This window comes from Mesorhizobium sp. IMUNJ 23232, from assembly GCF_044326205.1.
In the GTDB taxonomy this organism is placed as follows: domain Bacteria; phylum Pseudomonadota; class Alphaproteobacteria; order Rhizobiales; family Rhizobiaceae; genus Kumtagia.
Window position 1 is genome coordinate 79,916 of the sequence record NZ_JBIRCY010000020.1, and the last position, 14,971, is coordinate 94,886.

The 14,971-nt window shown below is 63.3% G+C and carries 17 protein-coding genes; 14 read left to right on the forward strand and 3 right to left on the reverse strand.

The features are described 5' to 3' along the window. The first annotated feature begins 68 nt into the window (after positions 1-68). The 6 genes from ACH196_RS16815 (at position 69) to ACH196_RS16840 (ending at position 6,578) form a co-directional block, all read left to right on the forward strand. A complete protein-coding gene (locus ACH196_RS16815) occupies positions 69-989 on the forward strand; it encodes a pirin family protein (protein ID WP_396648055.1) in 921 nt (306 codons plus the stop codon). A 133-nt stretch (positions 990-1,122) separates the two neighbouring features. Further along, entirely contained in the window at positions 1,123-3,036 is a 1,914-nt protein-coding gene (gene dxs / locus ACH196_RS16820; protein WP_396648056.1) for a 1-deoxy-D-xylulose-5-phosphate synthase, read from the forward strand. Positions 3,037-3,159: 123 nt separating this feature from the next. Continuing rightward, positions 3,160-3,519, forward strand: a complete 360-nt coding sequence (locus ACH196_RS16825) for a hypothetical protein (RefSeq protein WP_396648057.1) — start codon at positions 3,160-3,162, stop codon at positions 3,517-3,519. Positions 3,520-4,317: 798 nt separating this feature from the next. Beyond that, positions 4,318-5,085 (forward strand): TlyA family RNA methyltransferase, encoded by a 768-nt coding sequence (locus ACH196_RS16830; RefSeq protein WP_396648058.1) that lies wholly within the window; start codon positions 4,318-4,320, stop codon positions 5,083-5,085. Next, positions 5,082-6,320 (forward strand): class I SAM-dependent RNA methyltransferase, encoded by a 1,239-nt coding sequence (locus ACH196_RS16835; RefSeq protein ID WP_396648059.1) that lies wholly within the window; start codon positions 5,082-5,084, stop codon positions 6,318-6,320. The genes ACH196_RS16830 and ACH196_RS16835 overlap by 4 nt, the downstream gene beginning before the upstream one ends. 105 nt (positions 6,321-6,425) lie before the next feature. Beyond that, entirely contained in the window at positions 6,426-6,578 is a 153-nt protein-coding gene (locus ACH196_RS16840) for an antitoxin Xre/MbcA/ParS toxin-binding domain-containing protein (protein WP_396648060.1), read from the forward strand. Positions 6,579-6,591: 13 nt separating this feature from the next. On the opposite strand, the gene tldD is transcribed toward ACH196_RS16840, so the two are convergent. Continuing rightward, positions 6,592-8,007 carry a metalloprotease TldD gene (gene tldD, locus ACH196_RS16845; protein ID WP_396648061.1) on the reverse strand — a complete coding sequence of 472 codons (1,416 nt, stop codon included), beginning with the start codon at positions 8,005-8,007 and terminating at the stop codon, positions 6,592-6,594. 117 nt (positions 8,008-8,124) lie between these two features. Between tldD and ACH196_RS16850 the strand changes: the two genes are divergently transcribed. The 3 genes from ACH196_RS16850 to ACH196_RS16860 all read left to right on the forward strand — a co-directional run bounded on the left by ACH196_RS16850 (position 8,125) and on the right by ACH196_RS16860 (position 9,120). Beyond that, the gene (locus tag ACH196_RS16850; RefSeq protein WP_396648062.1) at positions 8,125-8,487 is read left to right on the forward strand and encodes a VOC family protein; all 363 of its coding nucleotides are present in this window, start codon (positions 8,125-8,127) and stop codon (positions 8,485-8,487) included. A 116-nt stretch (positions 8,488-8,603) separates the two neighbouring features. After that, a complete protein-coding gene (locus ACH196_RS16855; protein WP_396648063.1) occupies positions 8,604-8,849 on the forward strand; it encodes a type II toxin-antitoxin system Phd/YefM family antitoxin in 246 nt (81 codons plus the stop codon). Next, positions 8,839-9,120, forward strand: a complete 282-nt coding sequence (locus tag ACH196_RS16860; RefSeq protein ID WP_396648064.1) for a type II toxin-antitoxin system RelE/ParE family toxin — start codon at positions 8,839-8,841, stop codon at positions 9,118-9,120. The genes ACH196_RS16855 and ACH196_RS16860 overlap by 11 nt, the downstream gene beginning before the upstream one ends. A 46-nt stretch (positions 9,121-9,166) precedes the next feature. Here the strand turns inward: ACH196_RS16860 and fae are convergent, their stop codons facing one another. Both fae and ACH196_RS16870 read right to left on the reverse strand, forming a co-directional pair. After that, entirely contained in the window at positions 9,167-9,706 is a 540-nt protein-coding gene (fae, locus tag ACH196_RS16865; protein WP_396648065.1) for a formaldehyde-activating enzyme, read from the reverse strand. A gap of 107 nt (positions 9,707-9,813) precedes the next feature. Next, positions 9,814-10,326 (reverse strand): invasion associated locus B family protein, encoded by a 513-nt coding sequence (locus ACH196_RS16870; RefSeq protein WP_349004308.1) that lies wholly within the window; start codon positions 10,324-10,326, stop codon positions 9,814-9,816. A 268-nt stretch (positions 10,327-10,594) separates the two neighbouring features. Between ACH196_RS16870 and coxB the strand changes: the two genes are divergently transcribed. The 5 genes from coxB (at position 10,595) to ACH196_RS16895 (ending at position 14,971) form a co-directional block, all read left to right on the forward strand. Then, positions 10,595-11,464 (forward strand): cytochrome c oxidase subunit II, encoded by an 870-nt coding sequence (gene coxB, locus ACH196_RS16875; protein ID WP_396648066.1) that lies wholly within the window; start codon positions 10,595-10,597, stop codon positions 11,462-11,464. A 44-nt stretch (positions 11,465-11,508) separates the two neighbouring features. Further along, positions 11,509-13,164 (forward strand): cytochrome c oxidase subunit I, encoded by a 1,656-nt coding sequence (ctaD, locus tag ACH196_RS16880; protein ID WP_396648067.1) that lies wholly within the window; start codon positions 11,509-11,511, stop codon positions 13,162-13,164. Between the two features lie 74 nt (positions 13,165-13,238). After that, positions 13,239-14,183 (forward strand): heme o synthase, encoded by a 945-nt coding sequence (locus ACH196_RS16885; RefSeq protein ID WP_396648068.1) that lies wholly within the window; start codon positions 13,239-13,241, stop codon positions 14,181-14,183. Positions 14,184-14,188: 5 nt separating this feature from the next. Beyond that, a complete protein-coding gene (locus tag ACH196_RS16890) occupies positions 14,189-14,344 on the forward strand; it encodes a hypothetical protein (protein WP_396648069.1) in 156 nt (51 codons plus the stop codon). 3 nt (positions 14,345-14,347) lie between these two features. Continuing rightward, on the forward strand, positions 14,348-14,971 hold the full coding sequence (locus tag ACH196_RS16895) for a cytochrome c oxidase assembly protein (RefSeq protein WP_396648070.1): 624 nt from the start codon (positions 14,348-14,350) through the stop codon (positions 14,969-14,971).

Genomic DNA, 14,971 nt, shown 5'->3' on the forward strand with positions numbered 1-14,971 from the left:
AGTTCGTTCATGACCGTCAGAATACGCTAGAAGGGAGGATCGCGAAAGCCGAGACGAACAGGTGCCCCATGAGCTTTTTCCCCGGAAACGACCCCCAGCCAGGCGATGCCTTCGCCTGCGACGCGATCGAACTGATGGTCATCCCCAACGCCAAGGATCTCGGCGGCTTCGAGGTCCGGCGCGCCCTGCCGACGGCAAAACGCCGGCTGGTCGGCCCGTTCATCTTCTTCGACCGCATGGGGCCAGCCATCCTGCGCTCGGACCAGGCGATGGACGTGCGCCCGCATCCGCATATCGGGCTGGCCACCGTCACCTACCTTTTCGACGGCAAGATCAGGCACCGCGACTCGCTCGGCACCGAGATGGTGATCGAGCCCGGCGACGTGAACCTGATGACGGCCGGCCGCGGCATCGTCCATTCCGAGCGCACGCCGGAGGAGCTTCGCGGCGCGCCTATGTCGATGTCCGGCCTGCAGACCTGGATCGCGCTACCCGAGGACAAGGAGGAAACGGCGCCGTCATTCGAAAACACCGGCCGCGCCGTCCTGCCCGTCTTCGACGATGCCGGCGTTTCCGGCCGCGTTGTCATCGGCGGTTTTTCCGGCCTGAAATCCCCCGTGCGCACGGCAAGCGACACGCTTTACGCCGACATCTCGCTCGCCGCCGGCGCCAGCGTCGCTGTCCCTGCCGAGGCCGAGGAGCGCGCCATCTATGTGCTCGAGGGCGAGGTCGACATTTCCGGCGACCGCTTTCCATCCGACCGCCTGCTTGTCTTCCGTCCCGGCGACGAGATCGTCGTGTCGTCGGAGCGCGGCGCGCATTTCATGCTGTTCGGCGGCGCTTCACTCGGTTCGCCGCGCCACATCTGGTGGAATTTTGTCTCATCCTCCAAGGAACGCATCGAGCAGGCCAAGAATGAATGGAAGACCGGCCGTTTCGACATCGTGCCGGGCGACGCGGAAGAGTTCATCCCGCTGCCCGAAGGGTAGGGCGCGTCAACCCTTCGCATTTACAGGGCACGCTTTAGTCATTATCTCCGATCAGGATAATTGAGACCGAGGGTCCGTCCGACCTGAACACCGACGATATCCAGGCCAAAACCTGGTCGCAGGCGTAAAGCAATTGAACCAACCGCCCAAAACCCCGCTTCTCGACAGGGTTCGCCTACCCTCGGACCTGCGCGCCCTGCCGGAAAGCGACCTGCCGCTACTGGCGGATGAGCTTCGCGCCGAACTGATCGACGCCGTCTCGATCACCGGCGGGCATCTGGGCGCGGGTCTCGGCGTCGTCGAGCTGACGGTCGCGCTCCACTACGTCTTCGACACGCCTGCCGACCGTGTGATCTGGGACGTCGGCCACCAGGCCTATCCGCACAAGATTTTGACCGGCCGCCGCGACCGCATCCGCACGCTGCGCACCGAACACGGCCTGTCCGGCTTCACCCGGCGCGCCGAGAGCGAATACGATCCCTTCGGCGCGGCGCATTCCTCGACCTCGATTTCCGCCGGCCTCGGCATGGCGGTGGCGCGCGACCTGAAGGGTGGGCGCAACAATGTGATTGCCGTGATCGGCGATGGCGCCATGTCGGCTGGCATGGCCTATGAAGCGATGAACAATGCCGGCGCGCTGAACGCGCGGCTGATCGTCATACTCAACGACAACGACATGTCGATCGCCCCGCCAACCGGTGCCATGAGCGCCTATCTGGCGCGGCTGGCCTCCGGCCGCACCTATATGGGTTTCCGCGATTTCGGCAAGAAACTGACGTCCTATCTCGGCAAGCGCGTCGACCGCGCCGTCACCCGCGCCGTCGAGCATGCCCGCGGCTACGTCACCGGCGGTACGATGTTCGAGGAACTTGGTTTCTACCACATCGGTCCGATCGACGGGCACAACCTCGATCATCTGGTCCCGGTGCTGAAGAACGTCCGAGACAATGGCGACGGGCCGGTGTTGATCCACGTCGTCACGCAGAAGGGCAAAGGCTACGGACCTGCCGAGGCGGCCAGCGACAAATATCACGGCGTCAACAAGTTCGACGTGATCACCGGCGCGCAGGCGAAAGCGCCAGCGAATGCACCGAGTTACACGAAAGTCTTCGCCGACAGCCTCATCCAGGAGGCCCGAGAGGACGACAGGATCGTGGCGATCACCGCGGCGATGCCGTCCGGCACCGGCCTCGATTTCTTCGGCGAGGTCTTTCCGTCGCGTACTTTCGATGTCGGCATTGCCGAGCAGCACGCGGTCACCTTCGCTGCCGGTCTTGCCTCCGAGGGGCTGAAACCCTTCGCCACGATTTATTCCACCTTCCTGCAGCGCGCCTACGACCAGGTCGTGCATGATGTGGCGATCCAGAAGTTGCCGGTGCGGTTTCCCATCGACCGCGCCGGCTTCGTCGGCGCCGACGGCCCGACGCATTGCGGCGCCTTCGACACGACCTATCTCGCCAGCCTGCCCGGTTTCGTCGTCATGGCGGCGGCAGACGAGGCCGAACTGCGCCACATGGTCCGCACCGCGGCCGCCTATGACGAAGGCCCGATCGCCTTCCGCTATCCGCGCGGCAACGGGGTCGGCGTCGACATGCCGGAGCGTGGCAGCGTTCTGGAAATCGGTAAGGGCCGTATTCTTCGCGAAGGCACCAAGGTGGCCCTATTGTCCTTCGGCACGAGGCTGCAGGATTGCCTGCTCGCTGCCGAGGAACTGGGCGCATTGGGCCTTTCGACGACGGTGGCCGACGCGCGGTTCGCCAAACCGCTCGACGAGGATCTTGTGCGCCGCCTGGCGACCGGGCACGAAGTGCTGATCACCGTCGAGGAGAACGCGATCGGCGGCTTCGCTACCCAAATTCTGCATTTCCTGGCGCGGGAAGGTCTGCTGGACCAAGGCCTCAAGATACGGCCGCTTATCCTGCCGGATGTTTTTGTCGAGCATGCCAAGCCGGAAAAAATGTATGCCGATGCCGGGCTGGACAGTGCCGGCATTGTCGGGGCGGTTTTCCAGGCGCTGGGCCGGCCGGCGCAATCGGCTTCGGCCTAGACCCCGCTCAGGTCAGCCACGAAGCGTTAACCAACGCGACGCCGATTTGTCTTTTGATTACCGTGTTTTTTGGCCGCTTGTTCACGCGCTTCGCCGATAGTGCCGCCCGGCGAGAGGGCAACTATGGCGTGCAGGACCATCCTTTTCGGCGCGGCGATCATGCCGGCGCTGACGGCGGCGGCTATCGCGCAGCCGAAATACGACGCGAAGCTTGAGCAGGCTGCGATGCAGGTGATAGCCGGAAAGATCGGCGATATCCGGCCGGGTTTTCGCTACGACCAGAATCCGGCCTTCGTCGTGTCGCAGGAACCGTCCGCGCCGAACGTCCAGGACCGTACGGCGTCGTGGCAGATCGTGCCCTCCGATCACCGGGCGCAGACCGGTTCGACCGGATCGATCCAGATGTTCTCCGACGATTCGGTGCCGAAGGCGGAAGAGCGCGAGGAAATGTCGAGGGCGGTTTCACGCGTCATCAAGTTCTGAAACAAGTCGCAACCCGATGCGGGGGACGGCTTTTCTTTTCTCGCGGAAAGATTGGAGTGCTCCGTTGGCGATCGGACAGGTCGGATTGGTGAATCTGACAATGTCCAACTGCAAACCCCATTCGCGATGTTTTTGGCGCCGCGGCGGGAATTTTGCGCCTTAAGTTCTGAAAAAAGGGGATGGGAATCGACGGTTTTTTTGTAAATTTCTTGCAAGCCTTTGATATCATTGGTGCCAGAAATTTTTCTGCTCGTTTTCCATCCCCACTTCTTCCCCCTGCTTTATGCTTTGCCCTATCGCTCTCGCGGGAAACCTGGTGCGCACCGGGTATCAGGGGAGAGCGTCGGCGCCGGGGTGGCTGCGTAACGGTGCGCGGCTTGGCGGGAGCCTTGAGACCCGGGCCCCAGATCGCGACGACAAGCCTCGGATTGAGCCGGGGCGGTATCAGCGGTCGGGCAAGCACGCCGGCGGGGCGCAAAAGTCGCGCCACGTATTGTTATTTTGAGAGGCTCGGCCTCGCGCCCCGCTTCCCGACTACTCCCCAAAAAGGGAGCGTTCTTTGAAATGGCCAGGGCGGATTTCCGCAGCGTGGCGGTGAGGAGTGTTGGCTGGAGGCCAAGAAAAGCCGATGCTTCGGCTCTTCTAACAACGAACGGTGAAATGCCGGTTCGCCCATCGGGCGAATTGAAAGGTCCAGTGGACCTTTCAAAGGCATTGAACGCCCGAAGGGCAGGGAGCCATAGCGAAGGTCAGAAAGGCTGGCTTGTCTTCGCCACCAGCATTCGGCAAGGGAACGGGATGATGGCAGAAAAGACGATGGACACGAAAATGCGGCTGGACGAGTTGCTCGTCCGGCGTGGCCTTTTCCCCAGCCGGTCGCGCGCCAGGGATGCGGTCGAGCGGGCGACCGTGAAGGTCGCGGGCCTCGTCGCGAGGAAGCCCGGTGCAATCGTTGCCGAAGGTGCACGGATCGAGGTCGACGACCCGGCCAGCGCCTATGTGTCCCGGGCGGCGCTGAAGCTTGTCGCCGGGCTTGAGCATTTCGGTTTCGACCCGGCGGGAGCGGTGGCGCTCGACATCGGCGCTTCCACCGGCGGTTTCACGCAGGTGCTGCTGCAACGAGGAGTCAGGACGGTCTTTGCGATCGATGTCGGCCATGGCCAGATCGACGCGTCCTTGCGCGCCGATCCTCGCGTGAAAATCCGCGAAGGGCTCAATGCTCGTGGGTTGACTGCAGATGATATTGACGGGGAGGCGCCGGATTTCCTGGTCTGCGACGTGAGTTTCATTTCGTTGAAACTTGCCTTGCCGCCGGCGCTTTCGCTGGCTGCGCCCGGCGCGAAAGGACTGTTCCTGGTCAAGCCGCAATTCGAGGCTGGCCGCGAGGCGATCGGCAAGGGGGGCATCCTCAGGAATCCCGAAGATGGCCCGCGGGTCGCCGGGACGATTGCGGCATGGCTGGACGGCGTGCCGGGATGGCGGGTGCTCGGCCTTTACGACTCCCCCATAGCCGGCGGCGACGGCAACCGCGAACTCCTGCTCGGCGCGATCAAGGACAGGCCATGACGAACCTCGTGATCAACCGCCTCGGCGGGCAGGGAGACGGCGTGGTCGACACCGCGCAAGGGCCGATTTATGTGCCGTTCGCGCTACCGGGCGAGCGTATCAATGCGGCGGTCGAGGGCAGCAAGGGCGCGCTGATGGCCTTGCTGGAGGCCTCGCCGGACCGGGTAGAGCCGGCGTGCCGGCATTTCACCGATTGCGGCGGCTGCGCGATCCAGCATCTGGCGCCGGCACCCTATCGCGCCTGGAAGCGCGACAAGGTGGTCCAGGCGCTGGCTTCGCGCGGTATCGATGTCCCGGTCGCCGACATCGTGCCAGCCGAGCCGCGCTCGCGCCGGCGAACCGTCTTTTCGGCCCGGCGCACGGAGAAAGGGGCGGTTCTCGGCTACAATCGCGCGGCCTCGCACACGATCATCGACATCGAGGAATGCCCGATCATCTTGCCGGAGATCGAATCTTCGCTCAGCATGTTGCGCTCGCTCGCGGCGTTCGTCGCGAGCACGCGCGACCCATTCCATGTCATGGCGACGCACACCGCGTCGGGGCTCGATATCGCCATCGACGGCGCCGGGCCGATCTCCGAGGCGACGCGGCGGCAGGCGGCGGATTTTGCGATCCGCGAAAAGCTCGCACGGCTGTCGGTCGATGGCGAGGTCGTCATCGAGCCCAGGAAACCGGCGGTGCAATTCGGGACGGCGACCGTTGCTCCGCCGCCCGGCGGCTTTCTGCAGGCGATCGAGGCGGCCGAGGAGGCGATGGCCGGCATGGCCGTCGCGCATCTGAAGCGTGCGAAGAAGGTCGCGGACCTGTTTGCCGGCGCCGGAGCTTTCGCGCTGCGGCTGGCGAAAACCGCCGATGTCCACGCGGTCGAGGGCGACGCAGCCGCCCTTGTGGCGCTGGATCGCGGCTTTCGCTCGACGCCCGGCTTGCGCCGCGTGACGGTGGAGAAGCGCGATCTGTTCCGCCGGCCGCTGACCTTCAAGGAGTTGAACGCCTATGACGGCGTGCTGTTCGATCCGCCGCGCGCCGGCGCCGAGGACCAGTCGAAGCAGATCGCCCGGTCCGACGTGCCCTACGTCGTCGCGGTCTCATGCAATCCGGCGACGCTTGCCCGAGACCTGCGTATTCTGATCGACGGCGGCTATGCGCTGAAATCAGTCACGCCGGTCGATCAGTTTTTGTGGTCCCCGCATGTGGAGGCGGTGGCGCTGCTGGAGAAGCCGAGGCGAAGACGATGATGGGCACCTTTCGATCCCGCGCACTTCCGTCTATTCTTCGGCTGCACATCGGGACAGCGCCACGATGGTCGACAAAGAAAAGCAAATCCTGGATTGGCAGCGGAGATGGCGGGCAGCGAGGAAGCTGCGGCACTCTGGTTCAGGAACCAGCCGATACCCGGCTGGAACGGAAAGACTGCGCGGGACCTCGTGCGTCAAGGCAAGCTGGAAACTGTGCTTGCCTATCTCCTCGCCGTGCGCAATGGGATATTCGCTTAGCCGGTCGGATCGCCTAAACCCGCGTCCCGCCCAGCGTCATCTGGTTCATCCTGAGATGCGGCTGGCCGACGCCGACCGGCACGCCCTGACCGGCCTTGCCGCACATGCCGATGCCGGTGTCGAGCTTCATGTCGTTGCCGACCATCGACACCCGGTGCATGGCGTCCGGCCCGTTGCCGATCAGCATGGCGCCCTTGATCGGCCGCGTCACCTTGCCGTCCTCGATCATGTAGGCCTCGGTGCAGCCGAACACGAATTTGCCGCTGGTGATGTCGACCTGTCCGCCGCCGAAGGAGACGGCGTAGACGCCGTTCTTCACCGAGGCGATGATTTCTTCCGGCGTATGGTCGCCTGCGGTCATATAGGTGTTGGTCATGCGCGGCATCGGCTGGTGGGCGTAGCTCTCGCGCCTGCCGTTTCCGGTGGCGGCCATGCCCATCAGCCGGGCATTCTGCCGGTCCTGCATGTAGCCGACCAGTTTTCCGTCCTCGATCAGCACCGTGCGGTTGGTCGGCGTGCCCTCGTCATCGACGGTCAGCGAGCCGCGCCGTTCGGAAATCGTGCCGTCGTCGACGACGGTGACGCCCTTGGCCGCCACTTGCTGGCCCATCAGGCCGGCGAAAGCAGAAGTCTTCTTGCGGTTGAAATCGCCTTCCAGCCCGTGGCCCACCGCCTCGTGCAGCATGACGCCCGGCCAGCCGGAGGACAGCACGATGTCGAAGGTTCCGGCCGGCGCGGGGACCGCCTCCAGATTGACCAGTGCCTGGCGCAGCGCCTCCTTGGCGGCGTGCTTCCAGGAATCCTCGACCAGGAACTCGCCAAATCCTTTCCGGCCACCCATGCCGTAGGAGCCGGATTCCTGGCGGTCGCCGTCTCCGACCACGACCGAGACGTTCATGCGCACCAGCGGCCTGATGTCGCGCACCATCTGCCCGTCGGCGCGCACGATCTCGATCTGCTGCCAGGACGAGACGAGTGAAGCCGTCACCTGGCGGACGCGCGGATCCTCGGCGCGCAGCCAGGCGTCGATCTCCTGCAGCAGCTTCGCCTTGCCTTCGAAGGAGGGCGAGCCGGTAGGGTTCTCCTCACCATAGAGATGCCGGTTGGTGCGCGGCGGCGCATCGGCCAGCGTGCCGGAATAGCCGCCCTTGACCGCCGAGACGGCGTCGGAGGCGCGCAGAAGGGCAGCGTGCGACAGCTCGCTCGAATGCGCATAGCCAGTCGCTTCGCCCGCCACCGCGCGCAGGCCGAATCCCTCGCCGGTGTTGAAATTGGCCGTCTTCAGCCGGCCATTGTCGAACATCAGCGCTTCGCTTTCGCTGTATTCAAGGAAAAGCTCGCCGTCGTCCGCGCCCGCGATCGTATCGGCGACGATCTCCTTCAGGCGGCTCTCGGGGATGTCGAATTTTTGGGTCAGCGGAGTGGGCATTCTGGGGTCTCGCTTTGCGAAGGACTTGATCTAGTCTCTCCGAGCGCCACTTTCCAGCGCGTAGGGCATGGCAAATGCATCTGGGCGCGGTTCGGTTACGATCGAGGAGCGAATGTTATGGTTACCGTGCGCTATCTGGTCAGCAATGTCGAAGCGGCTGCCGCCTTCTACACGCAGCATCTGGGTTTCGCGGTGAAGCAGCAGTTTCCCGCGATAGCGATCTTGACGCGGGACGGCCTTACGCTTTGGCTCGCCGGTCCGACCGCCTCCGCCGCAAGGCCGATGCTGGATGGCCGCACGCCGGAGCCGGGCGGCTGGAATCGCTTCGTCCTGGAAGTCGAGGATATTGCCCGATTCAGCGCCACGTTGCGGGAGCAGGGCGTGCGGTTTCGCAATGACATCGTGGATGGGCCGGGCGGCAAACAGATACTCTGCGAAGACCCCTCGGGCAACGTCGTGGAACTGTTCGAACCGAAGTAGGTGATTGATTCAGACCGAAGGCGTCTTGCCTTTTCCACCTCGAAAAGATACGAAATTTCACACCTAATTTCGGATTTAATGTGGTATTATATTAACGGTCTTTACAGGATTGTCGCATGCAGCGCATTGAAGCCACTCTTAGCGCATCCATCTCTGATTTGAAAAAGAGCCCATCCTCAGTGATGGAGGCTGCGAACGGCGAGGCTGTTGCCATCCTCAATCACAACCGCGTCATGGCCTACATCGTGCCAGCGGAAACTTATGAGTCCATGCTGGATCGCCTGGACGACCTTGCCCTTGTGGAAATCGCCAAGGCGCGTGCCGGCGAGAAAGGCGTGCCGGTCGATATCGATGCCCTATAGGCTGGAGTTTCTCCCCTCCGCGCGGAAGGAATGGGACAAGCTAGGAGCAACGATACGCCAGCAGTTCGTCAAGAAGCTTCGCGAGCGTCTCGAACACCCGCGCATTCCGGCTTCGGCCCTCCACGGAATGCCCGATCACTACAAGATCAAGTTGCGCCAGTCAGGCTATCGCCTCGTCTACCGTGTGCACGACGAGACCGTCACAGTTACCGTTGTCGCGGTCGGAAAGCGCGAGCGCGGCGAAGTCTACGATGAGGCCAGGAAGCGCTGAAAAATTGCGCTAACGGCACCACGTTCACTCGCAGCTTCTGCTCAACTCAATAATCGATCACGCCGTCCAGCGCGTAGTGTTTCACCGTCTTGCGGTTGGCGATCAGTTCCTCGACCGTCGGCTCACCCTTCATGGCGCGGGCGATTGCCAACTTCGTGGCTTCGTAATTGGTCCGGTAGAGATCCTTGCGGTCGAGATTCTCGTCCTCCGCGCAGCGCGGATCGAGCCAGACCGTGATGATCATGCAAAGATCGTCCACCTGGTCGCGCGGGAGGATGTCTTCGGCGAGGCAATCGACGATGGCGTCGCCCATCGCAGCCTGCACCACGCCGCCGAGGAGTTCGGCATAGGCCATGCTCTTGATGGTGACCTTGGTGGTCATCATCGTCGGCGGCTTGACCGCCTGGTTGAGGTCGCGCACCACGAACATGCGGGTGTGGCCCTTGACCTGTCCCATCATGGAAGCGAAGGCCTGGCCGACCGGTCCCCGGATCGAGCCGACCACGACTTCGGGCATGGCGTCGGTGGCCTGGCCTTCCGCCGCCAACACGGTCGCTTCGCCTGTGCGCAGCCAGATGTCGGTCATGAATTTTTTCTCGATTGCTGGTTGTGGATCATTCGAGGCAGCCGGAAACCGGCGTGCCCTACGGTCGGAAATCAGGGTGGCGGGGCCAAGTACTTACGGCAGCGCGCTCAAGGCAGCGCGGCAAAACCCTCGCCGAATCCCGAAAGATCGACCGGAATGCCGATGCCTTCCTCGGGTGTCTGGAAGACGATGAAGGTCGCGGCCTTGCCGGTCTTCAGCGTGTCGAGCAGCGGCTTTTCGAGGATGACCTCGGCGTAGCAGCCGTCGCCGAAGCAGCGCACGAAATAGGCGCGGCCGATGTCCTTGCCATCGACGTTCAAACCGAGCCCGTTGGGCAGCAGCACGCCGAGCGGAGCCAGCACGCGCAGGATCTCGGCCTTGTTGTCGGCGGTGCGCAGCACGACGACGGACAGGCCCATCTCGGGACGGTCCTCGGCGATGACGTTCTGCATCATCACGCATTGCTCGGCGGTGGCGCCGGCCGGCGTGTCGCAGATGATCGACCAGGCGCCATGGGTTTCCTTCACCTTGCCGCTCTGCTGGGCAGAAGCGGGCAGGGCGATAAAAAGGGTCGCGGCACCCAGAAGGGTGGCCAGGGCTTTTGAAAGGCCGGGTCTCATGGAGGCTCCGTTGCGAATCAAGGCGCTTTCCGCCGCAATGATGGCAACTATAGGACAAGTGTTGGGTCCGACCAGCCCCGACGCCGTTTTGAACGGATTTCGCCATTCCCGCGTCGAGCGGCGCGCGCAAAAATGCCGCAGACTGCCCCGCCCTCCTTCCTTGCGGTCGGAAACAGAGTATGGTTTGAACCACCAAAACCGGCGCTCGGGATTCCGTCCCGGGACCATGTCGATGCGCGACGGGCATCGAAGGGAGTTGAAGAGGGTGATGAAGAGAATCCTGACCGGCGCCGGCGCTTCGGCACTCATCCTTGGATCGGCTGCGGCTGCTATGGCCGACCAGCCGCACCCTTGGCAGTGGCGTTTCCAGGAAGCGGCAACGCCCATCATGGAACAGATCGAATGGTTCGAGCGCTACACGCTGTGGTTTATTGTTCCGATTACGCTGCTGGTGCTGGCGCTTCTGGCTTACTGTATCGTGAAATTCCGGGCGAGCGTGAACCCTACCCCGTCGCGGACCAGCCACAACACGCTGATCGAGGTCATCTGGACCGTCGGCCCTGTGGTCGTGCTGCTGGCGCTGGCGGTCCCTTCGTTCCAGTTGCTCACGGCCCAGTATAATCCGCCGGAAGAAGCCAAGCTCACCATCAAGGCGACCGGTAACCAGTGGAACTGGGACTACGAATATCAGGTTGAGCAGCCGCTTTCCTTCAATGCGGCGATCTTGCAGGACGGCGACCGCGCCGCCGCCGGCAAGGAGGACAAGGCGAAATATCCGCGCCTGCTCGCCGTCGACAACGAGGTTGTCGTGCCGGTCAAGACCACAGTCCGCGTGCTGGTGACGGCATCCGATGTCATCCATGCCTTCGCAATGCCGGCCTTCGGTATCAAGACCGACGCCGTGCCGGGCCGCATCAACGAGGTCTGGTTCAATGCCGAGAAGGAAGGCCTCTATTACGGCCAGTGCTCCGAACTCTGTGGCAAGGACCATGCCTTCATGCCGATCGCCATCCGCGTCGTCTCGGATGCGCAGTACAATACGTGGCTGACCGCCGCCCGTACTGACCTGAACGGTGCCAATAAGGCGCTGATGGCGCAGGTCGACGAGCCGCAGGCGGTTTCGGTCGCCGGAAACTGACGCAAGGCGCGGCAAGTACCAAGGATTAGGGAACGGAGCGGAACATGGCAGGCGCTGCAGCTCACGACGACCATCATGCTGAACACAAGCCGCATGGCTGGGTCCGCTGGGTCTATTCGACCAATCATAAGGACATCGGCACGCTCTACCTGATCTTCGCGATCATGGCCGGCATCGTCGGCGGTTTCCTGTCTGTGATGATGCGCTGGGAGCTGGCCGAGCCGGGCATCCAGATCTTCACCGGCCTCGCCGAGATGGTCTATGGCGTGACTGGAGACGCGGCGGTCGACGGCGGCAAGAGCATGTACAACGCCTTCACCACCGCGCACGCGCTGATCATGATCTTCTTCATGGTCATGCCGGCCCTCATCGGCGGCTTCGCCAACTGGATGGTGCCGATCATGATTGGCGCGCCGGACATGGCATTCCCGCGCATGAACAACATCTCGTTCTGGTTGCTGCCGCCCGCCTTCATCTTGCTCATCCTCTCGGCCTTCGTGCCGAGCGCGGCCGGTGCCTACGGTGTCGGCGGTGGCTGGACGATCTATCCGCCGCTGTCGACCTCCGGCCAGCCCGGTCCGGCCATGGATCTGGCGATTCTCTCGCTGCATATCGCCGGGGCGTCCTCGATTCTCGGCGCGATCAATTTCATCACCACTATCTTCAACATGCGCGCCCCGGGCATGACGCTGCACAAGATGCCGCTGTTTGCCTGGTCGGTGCTGATCACCGCCTTCCTGCTGCTGCTGTCGCTGCCGGTGCTGGCGGGCGGCATCACCATGCTGCTTACCGACCGCAACTTCGGCACGACTTTCTTCGATCCGGCCGGCGGCGGCGATCCGATCCTGTTCCAGCACCTGTTCTGGTTCTTCGGTCACCCCGAGGTCTACATCCTGATCCTCCCCGGCTTCGGCATCGTCAGCCACATCATCTCGACCTTCTCCAGGAAGCCGGTGTTCGGCTATCTCGGCATGGCCTACGCCATGGTCGCGATCGGCGCGGTCGGTTTTGTCGTGTGGGCGCACCACATGTACACGACCGGCATCTCGCTCGACACGCAGCGTTATTTCGTCTTCGCCACGATGGTCATCGCGGTGCCGACGGGCGTGAAGATATTCTCCTGGATCGCCACCATGTGGGGCGGCTCGATCTCCATGCGCACGCCGATGCTGTGGGCGATCGGCTTCATCTTCCTGTTCACCGTCGGCGGCGTGACGGGCGTCCAGCTCGCCAATGCCGGTCTCGACCGCTCGCTGCACGACACCTACTACGTGGTCGCCCACTTCCACTACGTGCTGTCGCTGGGCGCGGTGTTCGCCATCTTCGCCGGATGGTACTACTGGTTCCCGAAGATGACCGGCTACATGTATTCCCCGTTCATCGCGCGGACCCATTTTTGGATCACCTTCGTCGGCGTCAACTTGGTGTTCTTCCCGCAGCATTTCCTCGGCCTCGCCGGCATGCCGCGCCGCTACATCGACTATCCGGATGCCTTCGCCGGCTGGAACATGGTGTCGTCCTACGGCTCGTATTTGTCGTTCATCGGCGTGTTCGTGTTCCTCTATGGTATCTTCGAGGCATTCTCGAAGAAGCGCATCGCCGGCGCCAATCCGTGGGGAGAGGGCGCTACCACGCTGGAATGGCAGCTCTCGTCGCCTCCGCCCTACCATCAGTGGTCGGAACTGCCCAGGATCAAGTGACGGCCGCTTGAAAGACCGCTGACCGCCGGCGAAGAACCGGCGGTCGCAGCCAAACGGAAAAGAACTTCTTACGCATGGCTTTCGTCGGAAAAACAGCTTTGGAGGAAGGCAACGCCGGTATGTCGGAAGCGACGGCCAGCGATTTCTTCGCGCTGCTCAAGCCGCGCGTGATGTCGCTGGTGGTGTTCACTGCTTTCGTCGGCCTTGTTTCCGCGCCGGTCTCCGTCAACCCGCTCATCGCGATGACCGCGATCCTGTCGATTGCCATCGGCGCCGGCGCGTCAGGCGCGCTCAACATGTGGTATGACGCCGACATCGATGCGCTGATGAAGCGCACCGCCGGCCGGCCCGTTCCCGCTGGCCGCGTCCGGCCGGGCGAGGCGCTCGCCTTCGGCCTTGTGCTCTCGGCCCTCTCCGTCATGGCGCTCGGCGTGCTGGTCGATTGGCTGGCGGCGTCGCTGCTGGCCTTCACCATTTTCTTCTATGCCGTCGTCTACACCATGTGGCTGAAGCGCTGGACGCCGCAGAACATCGTCATCGGCGGCGCGGCCGGCGCCTTCCCGCCGATCATCGGCTGGGTTGCCGCGACCGGTTCCGTAAGCCTTGAGCCGATCGTTCTTTTCCTGATCATCTTCCTGTGGACGCCGCCGCATTTCTGGGCGCTGGCTTTGTTCAAGGCGGACGAATATGGGCGCGCCGGCATCCCGATGATGCCTAACGTGGCGGGCGTGGCCTCCACCCGCCGTCAGATCTTCGCCTATTCGGTGGTGGTCGCCATGGTCGGTGTGCTGCCCTGGGTTCTGGGCTATGTGGGCGCTGGTTATGGCGTCGTTGCCGCGATCCTCGGGGCTGGTTTCGTCTGGTACGCCTGGCAGGTGTTGCGCATGGCCGACGCCGACCGCGTGATGCGGCCGGCAAAAATGCTGTTCGCCTATTCGCTGCTCTATCTGTTCGCGATCTTCGCCGCCTATCTGGCCGACAAGCTCATCGAGCGCGCGCTGGCGATGCCTGGAGTATAGCGGACATGGAACTCGAGACCGTCAAGCCGACCGAAGCACAGCTCAAGGCACGTCGCAGCCGATCGCTCGCGATTGCGCTGGCGCTCGGCGCTTTCGTCCTCGTCGTCTATGCGGTCAGCATAGTACGCCTGGGGCCAGCGGTCATCGAGCGGAGCTTCTGAACGATGACTGGCGCGACGCCCACCCTCGACGTCAGGACGCAACGCTCGAACCGCATGGTCGCGGCGGTCTGCATCGCGTTCTTCGCAGGCATGGTGGGCGCTGCCTATGCCGCGGTGCCGCTCTATGCGATGTTCTGCCAACTGACCGGTTATGGCGGGACGACCCAGCGGGTCACGCAGTATTCCGACCGTATTCTCGACCGCCAGATCACGGTGCGTTTCGACGCCAATGTCGCGGGCGGGGTGCCGTGGGACTTCCAGCCGGTGCAGCGCGACGTCACCATGAAGATCGGCGAGACGACTGAGATCGCCTACCAGGCAACCAATTTGTTTGACCGGCCGTCGGCGGGCCGCGCGACCTTCAACGTCACGCCGGAACTGGCCGGCGCCTATTTCAACAAGGTCGAATGCTTCTGTTTCACCGACACGACGCTGAAGGGCGGCGAGACGCTGAAGATGCCGGTTGTGTTTTACGTTGATCCGGCGATAGACGACGTGCCGGAACTGAAGAACATGAAGACGATCACCCTTTCCTACACCCTCTTCCCGGTCGAGCCGGCGCCCGCGAAGGCGGTGGACGCGACCAGCAAGACCGGTAAAACTGCCGACGAAAATATCGGGGGCTGA